The organism is Ruegeria atlantica (genome assembly GCF_013032455.1).
GTDB classification, from domain to species: Bacteria; Pseudomonadota; Alphaproteobacteria; order Rhodobacterales; family Rhodobacteraceae; genus Ruegeria; species Ruegeria atlantica_B.
The window spans coordinates 1-18751 of the sequence record NZ_WQCF01000016.1 but is presented as its reverse complement, the minus strand read 5'-3'; the positions used below and the strand labels follow the sequence as shown (position 1 = coordinate 18751).

Sequence of the window (18751 nt, the reverse complement as noted above, 5' to 3'; positions counted from 1 at the left end):
AGACATGAGCGACTGGAAACCGAAACGATTTTGGACCGAGAGTGCGGTGGTTGATGCCGAGGGCGGCTATACCGTGGAACTGGATGGTCGCAGTGTGAAAACTCCGGCCAAGGCCACCCTGATCCTGCCGACCCGTGCCATGGCTGAAGAAGTGGCGGCGGAATGGGACGCGCAGGATAAAGAGGTCGACCCGACCTCGATGCCGTTCACACGATCGGCAAATGCCGCCATCGACAAGGTTCGCCGTCAACACGCTGAGGTTGCGGACATGCTGGCCGACTACGGCGATTCGGATCTGCTTTGTTATCGCGCGGCCCACCCGCAAGAGTTGCAGGAGCGTCAGGCCGAGCAGTGGGACCCGGCATTGGACTGGGCCGCCGAGGTGCTTTTGGTTCGACTGCAATCCGTGGTCGGCGTGTTGCATCAGCCCCAACCACCTGAAGCTCTGACCGCCCTCAGGCAACGTGTTCATGCACTTAGCGATTTTCAACTGGCTGCTTTCCACGACCTTGTAAGCCTGTCTGGGTCGCTTATTCTGGGATTGGCTGCCGCCCAAAACTGGCGCACAGCCGAAGAAATCTGGAATATTTCAAGGTTGGACGAACTTTGGCAGATCGAGCAATGGGGCCATGACGATGAAGCCTTCGCAGCCGCAGAAGTCAAAAAAGCCGCCTTTTTGCACGCAAAACGGTTCTTTGACCTCTCGAATTGAACCTTCAGCGCCTGATTTTACAACCTCGGATGAGGCATCTCTGAATTGACTCATCGTTTTCCCTGATCCTGCCCTTGACGTTTGTTTATGAATGCGACCAAACTCGTGCCCACTAAAGGGGAGACACCTTTGGGGAAACCTTTCTGGTGCCAGAGGTGCCGGACAGAACCGTCCCTGGAGTGGGGCGGACAATCAGGAAGAGGTAAAAATGAAAAAATCCGTAATCTTGGGCGTGGCAACCATCGCCGCGCTGGCTGCTGGTGCAGCTGCGGCGGGGACCGTCGATGATGTCAAAGCACGCGGTAAACTGAACTGCGGCGTGGCAACCGGCGTACCCGGCTTTGCCAGCCCGGATGCCAACGGCGAATGGCAGGGTTTTGACGTGGCCGTGTGCCGCGCAGTCGCAGCCGCCGTTCTGGACGATCCGTCCGCTGTCGAATTCATTCCGACCACCGGTAAAACACGTTTTACCGCTCTGGCTTCGGGCGAGATCGACATGCTGGCTCGTAACACCACCTGGACCTTCAGCCGCGATGTGGACTTGAAGTTCGAATTTGTGGGCGTCAACTACTATGATGGTCAGGGCTTCATGGTTCCCAAGGCGCTGGGCGTCAGCTCGGCCAAGGAACTGGATGGCGCAACCGTCTGCATCCAGACTGGCACCACCACCGAGCTCAACCTGGCGGACTTTTTCCGCATCAACAACATGAGCTATGAGCCGGTTCCGATCGAAACTAACGCCGAAGCGCAGCAGCAGTATCTGGCTGGTGCCTGTGACGTCTATACAACAGACGCATCCGGCCTAGCGGCTACCCGCGCCACGTTTGAAAACGCTGGTGATCACGTGATCCTGCCCGAAATCATCTCGAAAGAGCCGCTGGGCCCGCTGGTCCGTCACGGCGATCACGAGTGGGGCGATGTGGTTCGCTGGACCCTGAACGCGCTGATCGCGGCGGAAGAACTGGGCGTGACCTCGGCCAATATCGACGAACTGTCGAGCGGCCCCGGCGACAACCCGGAAGTGAACCGTCTGCTGGGTACCGAAGGTACTCTGGGTGAGATGCTGGGTCTGGATGCGACCTGGGCACAGCGCGCGATCAAGGTGGGCGGCAACTACGGCGAAGTGTTTGCCAAGAACATCGGTGAGGAAACTCCGATCGGTCTGGCACGCGGCCTGAACGCACAGTGGACCGATGGCGGTCTGCTATATGCACCGCCGTTCCGCTAAAATCCACGGAATAGGGCGCAGGGCAACCTGCGCCCTTTTTCCTTAAATAAGAAACACTCCCGGATAGATTGAGCGAAGACCAACTTCGCCGGTTAAAAGCGGGATGCACGGGGAAAAAAATAGGTCATGACGACAATCACTGACCCGCCGAAGGAGCACTTCCGGCTGTCCATGCTCCTTTACGATACGCGGTATCGATCTGCGACCATTCAGGTCATAGCGATGATCGGTTTCATGCTTCTGGCAGCCTGGATTATTAGCAACACCATTCAAAACCTCGAAACGCTGGGCAGAACTGTCGGGTTCGGTTTTTTCAGCGAGCCGTCGAGTTATGACATCAACCAACGCCTGCTGGAATACGACTCGCGCGATACCCATTTGCGTGCGGCCTTCATAGGCTTGCTGAACACGCTTGTTGTCGCGGTTCTGGGCTGTATCACGGCAACGATCATCGGCGTCATGGTTGGTGTTCTGCGTCTGTCGAACAACTGGCTGATCGCGCGGATCATGACGGTTTATGTCGAAATGTTCCGCAACGTTCCGGTTCTGCTTTGGATCGTGTTCGCCATGGCGATCCTGATCGAAAGCCTGCCAGCACCACGTGCGTTCCGGGGTGAGAATCCAGAAGCCACAATGGATCTGTTCGGCACGGTCGCTGTGACCAACCGCGGGGTCTATATCCCCGAATTCCTGTTTTCGCGCGGTTTGGGTGACATCCACCTGTTCGGCACGTCGAGCTTGCGGTTTGATGTTTCTCTGGACCTCGTAGCGTTCCTAATTGTCCTTGGCGGCAGTATTTTTGCTATGCGCAAGGTGTCGGCCTGGGCCAATGCCACGCAGGAACAGACGGGCGATCGTCCAACCATTTGGCACATTCAGCTGGGCCTGCTGTTCGTCCCATCTGCCATCCTTTTGACTGTGCTGGGCTTCCACCTCGGCTATCCCGAATTGAAGGGCTTCAACTTTACCGGCGGCACCCATTTGCGGAACTCGCTGATTGCCCTCTGGCTGGCCCTGTCGCTGTACACTGCGGCTTTCATCGCCGAGATCGTGCGTGCCGGTATTCTGGCCATCTCTAAAGGCCAGACCGAGGCCGCATCTGCACTGGGCCTGCGCCCGGGTCGGACCATGCGCCTTGTGATCCTGCCGCAGGCGCTGCGGGTGATCATCCCGCCGATGATCTCGAACTATCTGAACCTGACCAAGAACTCGTCACTGGCGATTGCGGTCGGATATATGGACATCACGGGGACCCTAGGTGGCATCACCATGAACCAGACCGGGCGTGAGCTGGAATGCGTTCTGCTGCTGATGCTGGTCTATCTGACCATCTCGTTGAGCATTTCGGCGGTGATGAACTGGTACAACAACCGTGTCAAACTGGTGGAGCGGTAATATGAGTGATGTTTCATTTGTCCGCACGGAAATGTTGCCGGAAAAGGCTCCGCCCGCATCCGAAGTGGGTGTGCTGGGCTGGATCAGGCATAACCTGTTCTCAAGCTGGCTCAACGCCATCCTGACCATAGTGTCGCTGTTCTTCATCTACTATGTGCTCTCGAACATCCTGGCATGGACGTTCCAATCCGTTTGGAACGCCAATTCCCTGTCGGAGTGTCGTGAGATCATGATGGCGACATGGGGCGATACCCACGGTCATGCTTGCTGGGGTGTTATCAAGGACCGGTGGCTACAATTGCTGTACGGTTTTTATCCGCCTTATCCGGCGCATCCGGACGCAACATGGTCTAATCCGCCAGAAACTGGCGCGTGGCCGGCCTATTTCCGTCCAAACCTGACCTTCATCCTGTTGCTTGTTGCGATTGCGCCTGTGCTGTTCACTAAAGTTCCGCGCAAACTGCTTTTCGTGACGGCGGCCTACCCGTTCCTGCTGCCTTGGTTGATGTGGGGCGGCAGCATCTGGGGACCGCTGATGGTCGCCGCTGGGTTTGCCATTGGATATCTTGCATACAAGTTTGTGCTCCCAGTCGCAGGTTCACTGATAGCGATGATCGTTGCGGTCGCGCTGCCAATTCTTTGGTGGTTGTTTGCTGCTGGTTCGGTTGCTGACGCGATCAACTCTGTCATTCCGATTGGCATTGCCTCAGTAGAAAGTCGTGACTTTGGTGGCTTCATGCTGGCGATCCTGTTGGGGGTTGTCGCCATCGGTGTCTCATTGCCCATCGGTATCGTACTGGCACTGGGTCGTCAGTCGGATCTGATGATCGTTAAGTATCTGTGCGTGGGCTTTATCGAATTCATCCGTGGCGTACCGCTGATCACCCTGCTGTTCGTGGCCTCGCTGCTGTTGAACCTGTTTCTGCCGCCGGGTACCAATTTTGACATCATCCTGCGGGTGATGATCATGATGACCCTGTTCTCGGCCGCCTATATGGCCGAGGTAATCCGGGGTGGTCTGGCAGCTCTGCCACGCGGTCAGTACGAGGGGGCCGACAGTTTGGGCCTGAACTACTGGCAGGCGCAACGGCTGATCATCATGCCACAGGCTCTGAAAATCTCGATCCCGGGCATCGTGAGCACGTTCATCGGTATCTTCAAGGATACCACGCTGGTTTCGATCATCGGTCTGTTCGACGTGATCGGCCTGACCAACGGCATCCGCGCCGATACCGCCTGGAATGGCGTCTACTGGGAACTGTTTGCCTTTATCGGCGTTCTGTTCTTCGTCGTCTGCTTCTCCATGTCCCGTTATTCCATGTACCTGGAGCGCAAGCTTCAGACTGGCCACCGTTAAGGAGTTCAACGCATGTCTCAACTTGCTGTAGAACGTGAAATCGACCGCACGAAGATGCAGGTGAGCGACGAGGTCGCCATCGAGATCACCAACATGAACAAATGGTACGGGTCCTTCCACGTGCTGCGCGACATCAATCTGACCGTCAATCAGGGCGAGCGGATCGTTATCGCGGGGCCGTCGGGATCGGGTAAGTCCACTCTGATCCGCTGTCTCAACGCGCTGGAGGAACACCAGCAGGGCAGGATCGTCGTGGACGGAACGGAACTGTCGAATGACCTGAAAAACATCGACAAGATCCGGTCTGAGGTTGGCATGGTGTTCCAGCACTTCAACCTGTTCCCGCATCTGACCATTCTGGAAAACTGCACGCTGGCCCCGATCTGGGTGCGCAAGACGCCCAAGAAAGAGGCCGAAGAACGTGCGATGCATTTCCTGGAAAAGGTGAAGATCCCCGAGCAGGCCGACAAGTATCCGGGTCAGCTTTCGGGTGGTCAGCAGCAGCGTGTGGCGATTGCGCGCTCGCTCTGCATGATGCCGCGGATCATGTTGTTTGATGAACCGACATCGGCGTTGGACCCCGAGATGATCAAAGAGGTGCTCGACACCATGATCGAGCTGGCCGAGGAAGGCATGACCATGTTGTGCGTGACCCACGAGATGGGCTTTGCCCGTCAGGTCGCCAACCGCGTGATCTTTATGGATGCCGGTCAGATCGTGGAACAGAACGAACCGGAAGAGTTCTTCAACAATCCGCAGAGCGAACGGACCAAGCTGTTCCTCAGCCAGATTCTGGGACACTGATACCGGCGAAATTGTCGAAAAGGCGGGGTTTTGCCCCGCCTTTTTTTTCATTCCAGCAACTCGCGCGGAATGACAAAGGCTTGAACGTTGCCGCTGTGCCACTGAACATGTGCCCAGTCGTCGATGTCGAACCGGATCACGGTCGTGGCGCAGGTCGGGTAGTCGTGGAACCGTGCATGGTTGGGGGCCTGCCGGACGATACGGCTGGCAAAGGCGGCAATGCCGGGGTTGTGACCCAGCATCAGCACCGTGGGTTCCGTGGCGCCTGACAGCTCGATCAGCATGTCTTCGGGGTCCGCATGATAGAGCGTGCGGTGAAAGCAGACCTTGTCCGCCCGCAACTTCATCCGATCCCACGTCTCGCGCGTGCGGGCCGAGGTTGAGCTCAGTACCTCATCGGGCAGCCAACCGTTGTTGCGTAACCACCCAGCAATCGCCGGGGCCGATTTGCACCCACGCTTGTTCAGGGGGCGGTCATGATCAGTAAGCGCCGGGCTGCCCCAACTGGATTTCGCGTGGCGGGTCAGGATCAGGGTACGGGTCATGACGGGTGAAACGCTCGCATATGGTGGGCGGATTGCTCCGGGTCGCGCTCTACGCCTGCGCTGAGCGGGCAGGACAACCGCGCAAGGCAGCCACCGGTCATGCAGGTTTGCCCTTCTGGCGTAGATAGATGAGCGTGACAGGCGGGCACGTCATAAAGATCTCGGGTGTTCAGCGCACCGACCGGGCAAGATGTTGCACAGGGAGCCGGGCAATCTGTGCAAGGTGACGTGCTGCTGCCTTCGGGGATGTCGAATTCCCGCCCGAAATGCAGCGCCCCTCGGAATGAGATCATCATACCCACTGTATCATGCACCAAAGCGCCAACCGGGCTGCTGAAGGTGCGCCCGGATTTCAGCGCCCAGTCGATGAAGGGCGCATAGGGTGGTCCGCCAAACGGAAAATGTGCCTGAGCGCCCAAATCCTGTGCCATCTGCCCGATGACGCGGCTGGACCAGCGGTCCACCGGGTCGGGGCCTGACCATTCTGCGGACGCTTTCAGGACAGGCCAGAAGGCCGCACCCGCGCCCAAAAGAACCAGAGTTCCCCCGTCCAGACCCTTGGCACCACTTAGTCGTGGATGCGTCGCGCCCATGACGATCAGGCCCGCTTGATGCGCCGCGCGCATGACCCAGCCATAGCTGATTGCTGCCGCGTAAGAGGATGGTGGGGGATGTCCGGTCATCTCTCCTCTGCGGGTTACGTCAATCGGGCCGGATCAGCGAACCAGCACCATGTTCGGTGAACAGTTCCAACAATACGGCGTTGGGTGCACGCCCGTCCAGAATGACCACTGCGCGGACACCGCTGTGCAGCGCGTCCAGTGCGGTCTCGGTCTTGGGGATCATGCCGCCCGCAATGGTGCCATCCATTGTCATTTCGCGGATCTGACCGGCTTTTAGCTCGGTCACAACCTCACCGCTTGCGTTCTTCACACCCGAGACGTCGGTCAGCAGCAACAGTCGGTCTGCCTTAAGCGCTGATGCGATTGCTCCGGCTGCGGTATCGCCATTGATGTTGAATGTCTCGCCGTTCGTGCCCGCACCCAAAGGGGCGATGACAGGGATTACATCATGCGCGAAAAGGTTGTGCAGAATGGCCGGATCCATCTGAGACGGAGAGCCGACAAACCCAAGCGAAGGATCGGCCTGATCGCAGACAATCAGGTTGGCGTCCTTACCGGACAAACCCACCGCTTTGCCACCCTGACCATTGATCGCCTGCACGATGCGCTTGTTCACGAGGCCGGACAGCACCATCTCGACCACTTCCACGGTGGCCTTGTCTGTCACACGCTTGCCGTTGACGAATTCGGACTGGATATCCAGCTGTTTCAGCATCGCGTTGATCATTGGTCCGCCGCCATGCACGACCACCGGGTTTACACCGACCTGGCGCATCAGAACGACGTCGCGGGCAAAGCTTTCCATCGCTTCGTCGCTGCCCATGGCATGACCGCCAAGTTTGATAACGACGATTGCCCCATCATAGCGCTGCAGATAGGGCAATGCGCTGTTCAAGGTGGCTGCGGTGGCGATCCAGTCCCGGTTCATATCTCGTGTCTTCATGGCTGCTTATCCCTCTGGCATCCTGTGTTAGGGCCTTTGAAGGGTGGTGCCAAGACCGGATAGCGAATATCCTCGGATCGCGGAGAAGCAAATAACCATCAAGGGAACACTACAACACAAAACTCCCTTATAGTGCTCGGGGACATCGCCAGCCTACGACCGCAGGATTGGTGTGGGGCCGACCGGCCGGATTATTCCAAATGGGCGATAATCGACCGCAAGGTGGGAATGCCGTCCCCTTTTTCAGACGAGGTCAGTACAATTTCCGGGAAGGCTGCGGGATGTTTCGACAGTGCTCCGCGCACTTGCTCCAGCACCTTTTCCCGATCCTTGGCTTTGACCTTGTCAGCCTTGGTCATAACGCATTGAAAGGTCACGGCGCTGGTGTCCAGCAGCTTCATGATCTCGGCATCGACGGGTTTCACCCCGTGGCGCGAGTCGATCAGGACAAAGGCCCGGCGCAGAGTTTGACGGCCGCTCAGGTATTGCTTCAGCAGCCTTTGCCACTTTTCGACCACCTTGACCGGCGCGTTGGCGTAGCCATAGCCGGGTAGGTCGACCAGATACAGCTCGGGGCCTTGGGTGAAAAAGTTGATCTCTTGCGTGCGGCCCGGCGTGTTTGAGGCACGCGCCAGCCCCTTGGTGCCAGTCAGCGCGTTGATCAGGCTGGATTTGCCCACGTTTGAACGACCCGCAAAACAGACCTCTAGCCGGTCAGGCGCTGGCAGGCCATTCATGGCCACGACCCCTTTGACGAACTCGGATTCGCCCGCAAACAGTTTGCGGCCACGCTCCAGCGCGAAATCATCGGGGTTTTCGACCAAGGGAAAGGGGAGGGTGCTCATAACAGATCTACCTTATCGCCAACCGATATTGCGCCGCCTTCCTGAACCTCGGCATAGACGCCAAAATCCTGGTGGCCCCAGGTTTGCAGCGAGCCGAGCGTATCGGCGTCGCGTGTACCTGTGTCCGGGTTGGCCGTTGTTGCTAGGCATCGGGTGATCCGTTCGCGCACGCGGAATATGGTGCCCCCGATCCGCACGTCACGGCCCAGCCAGTCGAATTCTTCCCACGGCGGCAGGCCATCAAACCAGATATTCCCGCGCCAGCGAAGGGGTGAGAGCTCCTGACCCAGTTTTTGACTGACTGCACGATGCGAGGCCATGTTGCACAGGCTGACCGAAGGGTATTCGCTGTCGGTCATGCCGCGCCCCGGAACCCGGATGATCCGGGCCGACGCAGCCCGGTCCGCAGGCATCAGCGGTTTGACCCAGTCCAGAAAAGCTTGCTGTTCGCTGTCTGGTGCAAAGGTCAGGTCCGGACGATCCGGGTGGGACAATGTCAGTGTGTCGCCGCTTGATCGCGCCGAAATAGCCATCAACTGCGGAGCCTTCGCACCGCGGCTGAAATTGGCGCAAGGTACCCAGTCCGAACCATCCGCCTTGGACGCTTCATGCGCGACCGCCCAAACGCGATCCCCGGGCATGGTCTGCCCGGGGATTACGGTTACGGTCTGGACGGCTTCACGACCATGGCTTTTGATCGGATGCCGCCAAAGCTGGGTCACTTCAGCTGTCATTTATCATCCGTCTTTGGCGTGCGCTTAAAGCCGGATTTGATATTGCCGAATACGTCCGGCTTGTAGCCTTGGCTGCGCATGATCAAGTACTGTTGCGTGAACGTGATGGTATTGTTCGCGATCCAGTAGACCACCAGCCCGCTGGCAAAGCTGCCCAGCATGAACATGAATACCCACGGCATCCAGGCAAAGATCATCGCCTGCGTCGGGTCGGTTGGTGCCGGGTTCAGCTTCTGCTGCAGCCACATCGAGATACCCAGCAACAGCGGCAGGATACCGATAAAGATCAGCGCCATGATCGAGTCAGGCTGCGGACCGGCAAAGGGCAGCAGTCCAAACAAGTTCATGATCGAGGTCGGGTCCGGCGCGCTGAGGTCCTGGAACGGGCCGAACCAGGGGGCTTGGCGCAGTTCGATGGTGACAAAGATCACCTTATACAGCGAGAAGAAGATCGGGATTTGCATCAAGATTGGCAAACAGCCCGCGGCGGGGTTTACCTTTTCCTTCTTGTACAGCTCCATCATGCCCTGCTGCATCTTCTGCCGGTCGTCTCCTGCGGCCTCTTTCAGGGCCTCCATCTGTGGCTGCAATTCCTTCATCTTCGCCATCGAGACATAGGATTTATAGGCCAGCGGGAACAGGATCGCCTTGATGATCAGGGTCAGGCCGATGATGGACCAGCCCATGTTGCCGATCAGCGCGTTGATGTTGTGCAGCAGCCAGAAGATCGGCTTGGTCAGGAAAAAGAACCAGCCCCAGTCGATGCTGTCGATGAATTTCTGCACGCCTTCCGCTTGGTACTCGCGGATGGTTCCCCATTCCTTGGCTCCGGCAAACAATCGCGTCGTCACTTGCGCCGTTTCCCCGGCACCTACGGTCAGCGTCGGTGTCTTGATGTCGGCCTGATAGACTTTGTTCCGGGCGTTGAACGCAGCCGAAGAAGTGAACTGGGATCCCTGCTCGGGGATGAGCGTTGTCATCCAGTAGTGATCCGTGAACCCGATCCAGCCTTCATTCATGTTTTCGAATGTTTCGGACTCATCCTGTAGATCGCCATAATCGACTTCGGTGAGAGTGCCATCAGCCATGCTGATCAGGCCCTCATGCAGGATGAAGAAGTTTTTCAGGTCGGGAATGTCGCCATCTTCGCCAATACCATGGCGGGCAAGGATACCGTAGGGTGCCATCGCCACAGTAGCGTCGGATGCGTTCTCAACCGATTGGGTGACGGTGAACATATAGTTTTCGTCTACCGAGATCATACGGCGGAAGGTCAACCCCTTGCCGTTTTCCCATTTCAGGGTGATCGGCGTTTCAACGCCCAGCGTTTCACCCTCTTCAACCGTCCATTGCGTGTTCGGGCCGGGTACGTCTTCGCCTCCGACACCTGCGCCCGGAGCCCAGCCATACAGGGCGTAATAGGCGGATTCAGACCCGACCGGTGAAAGCAGGTCAACGATTGGTGCACCTTCGTCGATCGAAACTTTGTAGTCTTTCAGGAGCAATTCATCGATCCGGCCACCCGACAGCGACAGGCTGCCTTTCAGGCGCGGCGTGTCGATTTCGACCCGTGGAGCCTGATCCTCGGGCAGCGCTTCTTCGGTGGCAGTTGTCGTGCCACCTGCTGTCCCGGTGCCAGTGGCGCTGGGCGTCTGAACCTCATTGCCTTCGACGGCGGTAATCTCGGTCTGTTCCGATGTTGGCGCCTGTTCCGGAGGGGGGAACAGCACGAACCAAACAAGGATTACGAGAAAGCTGAGCGCGGTTGCAAGGATGAGATTCTTGTTCTGATCGTCCATTGGGGACAGCCACCTTAAGCAGTGAAACACACCCGGTGGGTTCAACAGAGTGCAGGCCCAAAGGTCAAGCGGAATCGCCTGTTATTTCGTCAGGGATCGCTTTTCTGTGGCGTAAATCAGCGATTAGGGGCCGGTCTTCCGGCCGATTTCGGGTATTCCGTTGACCTTGTTCTGATGCGCCGCCATCCAGTCCAGCGTCTTTTCGAAAGGCATCGGCTTGCCGATCCCGAAGCCCTGGACGTGATCGCATCCCAGTTGCGCCATCAGGGCATGTTCGCCCTTGGTCTCGACCCCTTCGGCAAGGGTCTCGACATTCAGACGTTCTGCCATGGTCAGGATGGCGCTGACCAGTTGTTGCTGGCTGGCATCGCGATCCGCCTTGGCGACAAAAGAGCGGTCAATCTTGATCCGCGAGACGTCAAATCGTTTGATCGACGCAATCGAGGCATGCCCGGTTCCGAAATCGTCCAGATCAATGCAACAGCCAAGCTCGGACATACTGAGCACGTTGCGTGTTATTACGTCATCTGGCTGGCGCGAGAATACGGTCTCGAGTATTTCGACCGCCAGCCGGTCCGGCGTCAGGTTGTTCTGATCCAGCTCCCATTTCAGGTGGTCTATCAGGGCCGGGTCCCGCAATTCCTCCGAGGAGAAGTTGACGCCGATCCGGGGCACGATAACCCCAGCGCGATCCCATTCACGCATAGCTTCAAAAGCGTGATGCCGCATCGCCTGGCCAAGTTTCCCCATCAATTCAGACTGTTCGGCAAAGGGCAGGAATACTTGTGGCCCCAACACGCCTTTCTGCGGATGTTCCCAACGGGCCAAAGCCTCAAACCCTGTGACGCGCCCGGTATCGGTCGAAATCTGAGGCTGAAACCAGGGCCGGATTTCACCGTTGTCCAACGCAGCTTCGAACTCCTTGCGTAGATTGGCTCGGATACGCGAGCGGCGGCGTGTTTCATTGGAATAGGCGCGGATGGTTGATGGGCCGTTCCGCTGGGCTTCATTCAACGCTGCTGAGGCCGCGTCAATCCAGTCTTCGTATCGCTCGTTTGACACATTGGACAGCAAACTGAAGCCGATCGAGCATGAGACATAGACCCCTGTACCGTTCAGTGTGAAGGGATCTTCGACCATTGCCTGAATACGTCCGGACATCTGAATACAGGCCTCAAGATCCAACTGATGGGATGGGCGCAGGCCGATTGCGATCTTATCCTGACCCAATCGGGTTGCGATGTCCTGCGTGCGAATAGCTGAAAGAATGCGGTGGCCAAACTGGTCAGCCAAGTGGTTGGCGGCAGCGTTGCCATGCAGATCCAGAAAATCCGAAAATTCATCTAGCGCGACAATTATGCAGGCCGATTCCGCTCCGCTGGAGGCGGAGGATTGGAAGATCCCCTCTAATTCGGTGGCAAATGTGTCGATCGCCATCATGCCGCCGGGCGGGCGGTTCTGCTGGCGAATATTGTCAGCCCGCTCTTCAAGCGCGGCTGCGCCCATGAATAGAACCGGCAGGCCAAGAGCGACGATCACCAGAGCCCTTTCGCCCCCCATCCAGAAGGCTGCAAGGCTGATGGCCGGAACAAAGGCCAGCGCTGCAGGGCCGTTCAGAGCTGAGGTAAGGGCGTGAAGAATGCGTTCGACTTTGATATGTTTCCACATCGGATTTCAGGGCCTCTACGTTGGACAAAGCACGTATTGGGCAACCGTAGAAAACCAATCTGAGTCAGACGTTAACGCAGCTGTGGAATCTCGTCTGAATTTTCGTCTTTTTTGCCGGGTTTCAGGGCAAGGTTCGCGAAATCGAACAGTTTAGGATCCAGAAGATGCGAGGGGCGCGCGTTGGTCAAAGCCCTGAACATCACCTGCCGTCGACCGGGGCTGTTCTTTTCCCACTGGTCCAGAATCTGTTTTACCTGTTGACGCTGTAACCCATCCTGACTGCCGCAGAGGTCGCAGGGGATAATGGGATAATTCATCGAAGTGGCGAATTTCGCGCAATCAGCCTCGGCTACGTGGGCCAAGGGGCGGAAGACGAACAAATCACCCTCTTCGTTCACCAGCTTGGGTGGCATTGTAGCCAGACGCCCACCGTGGAACAGGTTCATGAAGAACGTCTCGAGGATATCATCGCGGTGATGGCCCAGTACGACGGCGGAACAGCCTTCTTCCCGAGCGATCCGGTAGAGGTTGCCCCGGCGTAGTCGCGAGCACAGGGCGCAATAGGTACGGCCCTGCGGAACCTTGTCCATGACGACGGAATAGGTGTCCTGATATTCGATGCGGTGCGGTACGCCCATGCGCTCCAGAAACTCGGGCAGGACGGTGGCCGGGAAACCGGGCTGGCCCTGATCCAGATTGCAGGCCAGAAGGTCGACCGGCAGCAATCCACGCCACTTCAGCTCATAAAGAACTGCAAGCAGGGTATAGCTGTCTTTGCCGCCCGACAGACAGACCAGCCAGCGCGGCGGTTTGCCATCCTTATCATGGGCGGACGGGTCCACCATCCCATAGTGCTCGATGGCCTCACGGGTTTGGCGCACGATGCGTTTGCGTAACTTCTTGAACTCGGTGGTCGAGGGCGCGCCAGCAAAGAGCGGATGGATATCGTCAGCTTCGTCAAACATGCGCAGCCCCTACAATAGTTGGCGCAACCGGGCAAGATGTCGACCGGTTGCGGGGTCTAGTTCTTCTTTGTCCGGCTATCGGTGTCTGGCACAGGATCGTAGCCATCCCCGCCCCAAGGATGGCAGCGGCCAATCCGCCGTGCGGCGAGCCACGCGCCTTTGATCGCGCCGTGTTTCTCAAGCGCTTCCAGTGCATAGGCGGAGCATGTGGGTTGATAGCGGCAGTTAAACCCGACCCACGGGCTGAATATCAGCCGATAGGCCCGGACGGGCAGGGCCAAGATATGTGACAGCAGAGTCATTTCCGCGTGCTGTGGACCTTGCGCAGAGCATAGCGCAGATCGTCCAACAAAGCGTCGAACGGACGCGCGGCAGTCACTTCGGCGCGTCCGATCAGCACGTAATCCCATCCATCGCGGCCAGCCTCTGGCAAGACGGCCCGCGCGGCCTCGCGCAGGCGCCGTTTGGCGCGGTTGCGGGCCACGGCATTGCCGACCTTCTTGGAGCAGGTGAAACCGACGCGAATCCCCGTACCCTCATCCACAGCGCGCTTGCGGGCCTGCACCATCATGGATGTGGTGCCCTGCCTACGCGCACGGGCGGCTTTCAGGAAATCGGATCGTTTTTTAAGAACAGTCAGAGTTTCAGGCGCGCAAACGGACGCCGCCGGAGGCATATCCCCGGGGTGGTTCTTACCATCCTCAGGAGCCTCCGGCGGCGTCATGTTCATAACCTGATCGGTGAGCGGTTTACGCGCTCAGCGACTTGCGGCCACGTGCGCGGCGCGCGTTCAGGATCTTGCGGCCGGCCTTGGTGGCCATGCGCGCGCGGAAACCGTGGCGGCGTTTGCGAACCAGGTTCGAAGGCTGATAGGTGCGTTTCATCGCTCCGTCTCCAATCAATAGCGGTGGGGTGCGGCGCGGATTCGCCTGGCCCTAGTGTTCGAAGCCCGTCCTCTACTGGGTAGCGGGGGGTAAGTCAAACCCCTAGGTGGGGGTTTTGACGCCTTTTGCAACAATTCTGTAACCACAGCGTACGAAAGGTTTCAAAATGGCGGTTATACGGCCCTTACCCCTCACATTCGCTGCTGTAAACATCAAGGCCGCGTGAGGCCCCTGTTGTATTGGCCCGCGACGGCGCATGTTTGGGGCAGAATGAAACGTACGAAACCGGACAGCCTTATGAGCGATACAACTCAGGCCCCGCGCAGCGGGCTTGCGCGACATATTCCTTTGCTGGTGATTCTCGCCGTCGCTGCGGTGGGTTTTTTCACGCTGGGCGACTATCTGACCTTTGAGACATTGCGCGACAATCGCGAAGCGCTGTTGGCGTGGCGGGATGCAAATTATTGGTCAATGGCGGCTGCTTTCGTGGCCATTTATATTGTCATCGTTGCTTTTTCATTGCCGGGCGCTGCTGTGGCCTCGATGACTGGCGGGTTCTTGTTCGGTCTCTTCGCGGGCACGGTTTTCAATGTATTCGCAGCAACGGTCGGTGCTTCGGCCATCTTTCTCGCGGCGCGCTGGGGGTTGGGCGAATCCCTGACGGCGCGGCTGGAATCATCCGAAGGCACAGTCAAGAAACTGAAGGATGGCCTGCGCGAGAACGAAATATCGGTCCTGTTTCTTTTGCGGCTTGTGCCGGTTGTCCCGTTCTTTGTGGCCAATCTTGTGCCCGCACTGGTGGGTGTGAAATTCCGTAACTTCCTGATTACCACGGCGCTTGGCATCATTCCGGGCGGTATTGTCTACACCTGGATCGGCGTCGGGTTGGGGGGCGTGTTTGATCGGGGTGAGACTCCGGATGTCTCGCTGCTGTGGGAGCCCTTTGTCATTGGCCCGATCATTGGCTTGTGCGTGCTGGCAGCGCTGCCGATAGTTATCAAAGCCCTGCGCGGCAAAAAGGACGCCTGAATTCATGCAAGAACTGAAAACCGATATCCTGGTGATCGGGGCCGGGTCAGGCGGCTTGTCTGTGGCGGCCGGTGCCAGCCAGATGGGTGCTGACGTGATCCTTCTGGAAGGTCACAAGATGGGTGGCGATTGCCTGAACTTTGGCTGTGTTCCGTCGAAGGCCCTGATTGCAAGCGGCAAGGCTGCCTATGGGCAGGCACATGCTGCGGCGATGGGCGTGGCAGACGTCGTGCCTCAGGTGGACTACGCGGCCGCCAAGGATCACGTCCAATCGGTGATAGCCCAGATCGAACCGATGGACAGCCAAGAGCGGTTCGAAGGGTTCGGGGTCAAGGTGATTCGGGAATATGGCAGCTTTGTCTCTCCGACACAGGTTCAGGCGGGGAAAAACCTGATCACCGCACGGCGGGTGGTGATTGCGACCGGATCGTCACCTCTGGTGCCGCCGATCCCCGGTTTGGATCAGGTGCCTTACTACACCAATGAGACGATCTTTGACCTGCGCGACAAGCCCGAACACCTGCTGATCATTGGCGGTGGTCCGATTGGCCTGGAAATGGCGCAGGCACATATTCGTTTGGGTTGTGAAGTGACTGTGATCGAAGGCATGCAGGCGCTGGGCAAAGACGACCCCGAGGCAGCAGGTATCGTGTTGGACGCATTGCGGGCCGAAGGCGTGGCCATTCATGAGCAGGCGATGGTCGCGCAGGTCCGCGACAATAACGGTGTGGTCGAGGTTGTGACCCAAAATGGTGACATCTTCTCGGGCTCGCATCTGTTGCTGGCAGCGGGACGTAAGGCCAACACCGACCGGCTGAACCTTGCAGCCGCCGGGATCGAGCCGACCCGTACCGGGATCAAGGTCGACGAGGCGCTGCGGACCACAAACCGCAAAGTCTATGCCATCGGTGACGTTGCAGGCGGTCTGCAATTCACCCATGTCGCTGGGTATCACGCCGGAATCATCATTCGTTCGGCCCTGTTTGGCCTGCCGTCCAAAGCAAAGACGGCGCATATTCCCTGGGCCACCTATACCGACCCCGAACTTGCGCAGGTTGGCCTGACCGAGGCTCAAGCGCGCGAACAGCACGGTGACAGGCTGGAAATCGCGCGGTTCTACTATCACCACAACGACCGTGCGATATCCGAGCGCAAAACGAAGGGCTTCATCAAAGTCATGGTCGTGAAAGGCCGACCTGTCGGTGCTACAATCGTGGGGCATCAAGCGGGCGAATTGATCAACTTGTGGTCGCTGGCGCTGGCTAATAATCTGAAGATGGGGCAGATCGCGGCAATGGTTTCGCCCTATCCGACGATCGGAGAGCTTAACAAACGGGTGGCGGGGGCCTATTTCACGCCAAGGCTGTTTGAGAATCAGACAGTTAAACGAGTGGTCAGGTTCGTCCAGCGCTGGATGCCCTAACCGGGAAAGGGAGAGCAGATTGAACTCACTGTCGGGCCGATTTCTGATCCTGACGACGGTCTTCGTTATGTTGGCCGAGATTTTGATCTTTGTCCCTTCGATTGCGCGGTTTCGTGAAGATTTCCTGCTGAACCGTCTTGAACGCGCGCAGATCGCGTCACTGGCCCTGTTGGCCGATGACATGCTGGCAGAAGACCTCGAGGCTGAACTGCTGGCCAATGCGGGTGTCTATAACGTTGTACTTCGGCGCGACGAGGTGCGGCAGTTGATGCTGTCTTCACCGATCCCAGAGGCGATCACCAATACTTATGACCTGCGCGATGCGGGGGCGTGGGTTCTGATCCGGGATGCGCTGACACGGATGTTCACCCCGGACAATGAAGTCATTCGCGTGATGGGTGAGCCAGTCAAAGGCGCGGGGCTGCTGATCGAGGTGACCATCGACAGCGAGCCGCTGCGGATGGCGATGACCGATTATGGTCTGCGTATTCTGGGTCTGTCCTTCGTAATTTCCATCATCACGGCTTTTTTCCTGTTCCTCGCTGTGCGTGTCGTGCTGGTGAAGCCGATCAAAAGCGTTGTGGGCTACATGCAGCGCTATGCCGAGGCCCCAGAGGATGCACGGGGCATCATCTCACCCAACTCCAAAGTGACCGAGCTGCGCGAGGCCGAGGAGGCGTTGCAGCAGCTGCAAACGGAACTGACGCAGGCCCTGAAACAGAGGGAACGTCTGGCGCAGCTAGGCGAGGCGGTGGCCAAGGTGAGCCATGATCTGCGCAACATCCTGACTTCGGCGCAGTTATTCACTGACCGGATAGAATCCAGCGATGACCCGCTGGTGGGGCGCATGGCGCCTAAGCTGGTGAATTCGATCACGCGGGCAGTGTCTCTGTGTGAAAGTACCTTGGCCTTTGGTCGTGCCGAAGAGCCCGCGCCGACCCTGACCATGGTTCCTTTGCGCGACGTGGCCGAGGATGTAGTCGTCAGCGAGAAACTGGCCGTAGCCGATTCCTGCGTCGAGTTCGTGAACGAGGTGCCGAAGGATCTCGTGGCGCGTGCGGACCCCGAACAAATTTTCCGTGTCATGATGAACCTTGTGCGCAACGCCCGTCAGGCGTTGGTGGCCTCGGGTAAACCGGGCAAGATTACGATCGGCGGTTGTGTCCACGAGGATGACTGGTGTGTCGAGATAAGGGATAACGGACCTGGCTTGCCGCCCAAGGCGCGTGAAAACCTGTTCACACCGTTTCAGGGCGGTGTGCGCAAGGGTGGCTCTGGTCTGGGCCTCGCCATCTCACAGGAACTGGTGCGCGGACATGGGGGAGACCTTGTTCTGAAAGAGACGGGGCCGGAGGGAACTGTATTTGAAATTCGGCTCCCGCGGGGCGATCTGACTTTTTAAAATATTTTTGAAGAATCGACTTGCACGTCCCCAGAGGTAGGTCTACATAGCGCCTCACCAACGCGGACCGATAGCTCAGCTGGATAGAGTACTTGACTACGAATCAAGGGGTCGGGGGTTCGAATCCTCCTCGGTCCGCCACTTGGTGCTTGTTGAACGTCACACGAACCTGACCCAACCGTCACAGTGCGACCAGGACGGGGTGAACGCTCAACATCAGATGGCGCACCAGGCCGAACAGTCCTTTTGCAATGAAATGGATCTGTGCTTCACTGTCTGCATAAACGGCACAACCTGGATGCTTGAGACCCTCCAGAGATATCTAGGGTCAGGATTCATAACCAATAGATGACTGTAGCTGCGAGTGCGATTGCGGAGAGGAAGACTTTGGGACA

Annotated in this window: 19 protein-coding genes and 1 tRNA gene; 9 read left to right on the top strand and 11 right to left on the bottom strand. The window is 58.0% G+C overall.

Annotated elements, in window-relative coordinates:
- The first annotated feature begins 4 nt into the window (after window positions 1-4).
- The 5 genes from GOW93_RS19155 to GOW93_RS19135 all read left to right on the top strand — a co-directional run bounded on the left by GOW93_RS19155 (window position 5) and on the right by GOW93_RS19135 (window position 5496).
- Window positions 5-712, top strand: coding sequence for an ATP12 family chaperone protein (locus GOW93_RS19155; protein WP_170387742.1), 708 nt, complete (start codon window positions 5-7; stop codon window positions 710-712).
- A gap of 208 nt (window positions 713-920) precedes the next feature.
- The gene (locus GOW93_RS19150) at window positions 921-1940 is read left to right on the top strand and encodes an amino acid ABC transporter substrate-binding protein (protein WP_170387740.1); all 1020 of its coding nucleotides are present in this window, start codon (window positions 921-923) and stop codon (window positions 1938-1940) included.
- Between the two features lie 126 nt (window positions 1941-2066).
- The gene (locus GOW93_RS19145) at window positions 2067-3335 is read left to right on the top strand and encodes an amino acid ABC transporter permease (protein WP_170387738.1); all 1269 of its coding nucleotides are present in this window, start codon (window positions 2067-2069) and stop codon (window positions 3333-3335) included.
- A gap of 1 nt (window position 3336) precedes the next feature.
- Window positions 3337-4692, top strand: coding sequence for an amino acid ABC transporter permease (locus tag GOW93_RS19140; RefSeq protein ID WP_170387736.1), 1356 nt, complete (start codon window positions 3337-3339; stop codon window positions 4690-4692).
- Between the two features lie 12 nt (window positions 4693-4704).
- Window positions 4705-5496 carry an amino acid ABC transporter ATP-binding protein gene (locus tag GOW93_RS19135; RefSeq protein ID WP_302477035.1) on the top strand — a complete coding sequence of 264 codons (792 nt, stop codon included), beginning with the start codon at window positions 4705-4707 and terminating at the stop codon, window positions 5494-5496.
- A 47-nt stretch (window positions 5497-5543) separates the two neighbouring features.
- On the opposite strand, the gene GOW93_RS19130 is transcribed toward GOW93_RS19135, so the two are convergent.
- The 11 genes from GOW93_RS19130 to rpmH all read right to left on the bottom strand — a co-directional run bounded on the left by GOW93_RS19130 (window position 5544) and on the right by rpmH (window position 14502).
- Complete coding sequence (locus GOW93_RS19130) at window positions 5544-6041, bottom strand: SixA phosphatase family protein (protein WP_170387734.1); 498 nt, start codon at window positions 6039-6041, stop codon at window positions 5544-5546.
- Entirely contained in the window at window positions 6038-6724 is a 687-nt protein-coding gene (locus tag GOW93_RS19125) for a ferredoxin (RefSeq protein WP_170387732.1), read from the bottom strand. Before GOW93_RS19125 ends, GOW93_RS19130 begins: the two co-directional genes overlap by 4 nt.
- Before the next feature lie 19 nt (window positions 6725-6743).
- Window positions 6744-7607, bottom strand: a complete 864-nt coding sequence (gene argB / locus GOW93_RS19120; RefSeq protein ID WP_170387730.1) for an acetylglutamate kinase — start codon at window positions 7605-7607, stop codon at window positions 6744-6746.
- A 191-nt stretch (window positions 7608-7798) separates the two neighbouring features.
- Window positions 7799-8452 (bottom strand): ribosome biogenesis GTP-binding protein YihA/YsxC, encoded by a 654-nt coding sequence (yihA, locus tag GOW93_RS19115; protein WP_170387728.1) that lies wholly within the window; start codon window positions 8450-8452, stop codon window positions 7799-7801.
- Window positions 8449-9186, bottom strand: a complete 738-nt coding sequence (locus tag GOW93_RS19110) for an MOSC domain-containing protein (protein WP_170387725.1) — start codon at window positions 9184-9186, stop codon at window positions 8449-8451. Before GOW93_RS19110 ends, yihA begins: the two co-directional genes overlap by 4 nt.
- Window positions 9183-10985 carry a membrane protein insertase YidC gene (gene yidC, locus GOW93_RS19105; protein ID WP_170387723.1) on the bottom strand — a complete coding sequence of 601 codons (1803 nt, stop codon included), beginning with the start codon at window positions 10983-10985 and terminating at the stop codon, window positions 9183-9185. Before yidC ends, GOW93_RS19110 begins: the two co-directional genes overlap by 4 nt.
- 123 nt (window positions 10986-11108) lie before the next feature.
- Complete coding sequence (locus tag GOW93_RS19100) at window positions 11109-12653, bottom strand: putative bifunctional diguanylate cyclase/phosphodiesterase (protein ID WP_170387721.1); 1545 nt, start codon at window positions 12651-12653, stop codon at window positions 11109-11111.
- Between the two features lie 71 nt (window positions 12654-12724).
- A complete protein-coding gene (gene ttcA / locus GOW93_RS19095; protein ID WP_170387719.1) occupies window positions 12725-13618 on the bottom strand; it encodes a tRNA 2-thiocytidine(32) synthetase TtcA in 894 nt (297 codons plus the stop codon).
- 56 nt (window positions 13619-13674) lie between these two features.
- A complete protein-coding gene (gene yidD, locus GOW93_RS19090) occupies window positions 13675-13920 on the bottom strand; it encodes a membrane protein insertion efficiency factor YidD (protein ID WP_170387717.1) in 246 nt (81 codons plus the stop codon).
- Window positions 13917-14342 (bottom strand): ribonuclease P protein component, encoded by a 426-nt coding sequence (gene rnpA / locus GOW93_RS19085; RefSeq protein ID WP_170387715.1) that lies wholly within the window; start codon window positions 14340-14342, stop codon window positions 13917-13919. The genes yidD and rnpA overlap by 4 nt, the downstream gene beginning before the upstream one ends.
- A gap of 25 nt (window positions 14343-14367) precedes the next feature.
- Window positions 14368-14502, bottom strand: a complete 135-nt coding sequence (gene rpmH / locus GOW93_RS19080) for a 50S ribosomal protein L34 (RefSeq protein WP_005980833.1) — start codon at window positions 14500-14502, stop codon at window positions 14368-14370.
- A gap of 297 nt (window positions 14503-14799) precedes the next feature.
- On the opposite strand from rpmH, the gene GOW93_RS19075 reads away from it, so the two are divergent.
- From GOW93_RS19075 to GOW93_RS19060, 4 genes are all read left to right on the top strand, one after another.
- The gene (locus GOW93_RS19075) at window positions 14800-15531 is read left to right on the top strand and encodes a TVP38/TMEM64 family protein (RefSeq protein ID WP_170387713.1); all 732 of its coding nucleotides are present in this window, start codon (window positions 14800-14802) and stop codon (window positions 15529-15531) included.
- Window positions 15532-15535: 4 nt separating this feature from the next.
- Entirely contained in the window at window positions 15536-16954 is a 1419-nt protein-coding gene (locus GOW93_RS19070; protein WP_170387710.1) for a dihydrolipoyl dehydrogenase family protein, read from the top strand.
- A gap of 19 nt (window positions 16955-16973) precedes the next feature.
- The gene (locus GOW93_RS19065) at window positions 16974-18356 is read left to right on the top strand and encodes an ATP-binding protein (RefSeq protein WP_254443687.1); all 1383 of its coding nucleotides are present in this window, start codon (window positions 16974-16976) and stop codon (window positions 18354-18356) included.
- 64 nt (window positions 18357-18420) lie between these two features.
- Window positions 18421-18497, top strand: a tRNA-Arg gene (locus GOW93_RS19060).
- The last annotated feature ends 254 nt before the right edge of the window (window positions 18498-18751 follow it).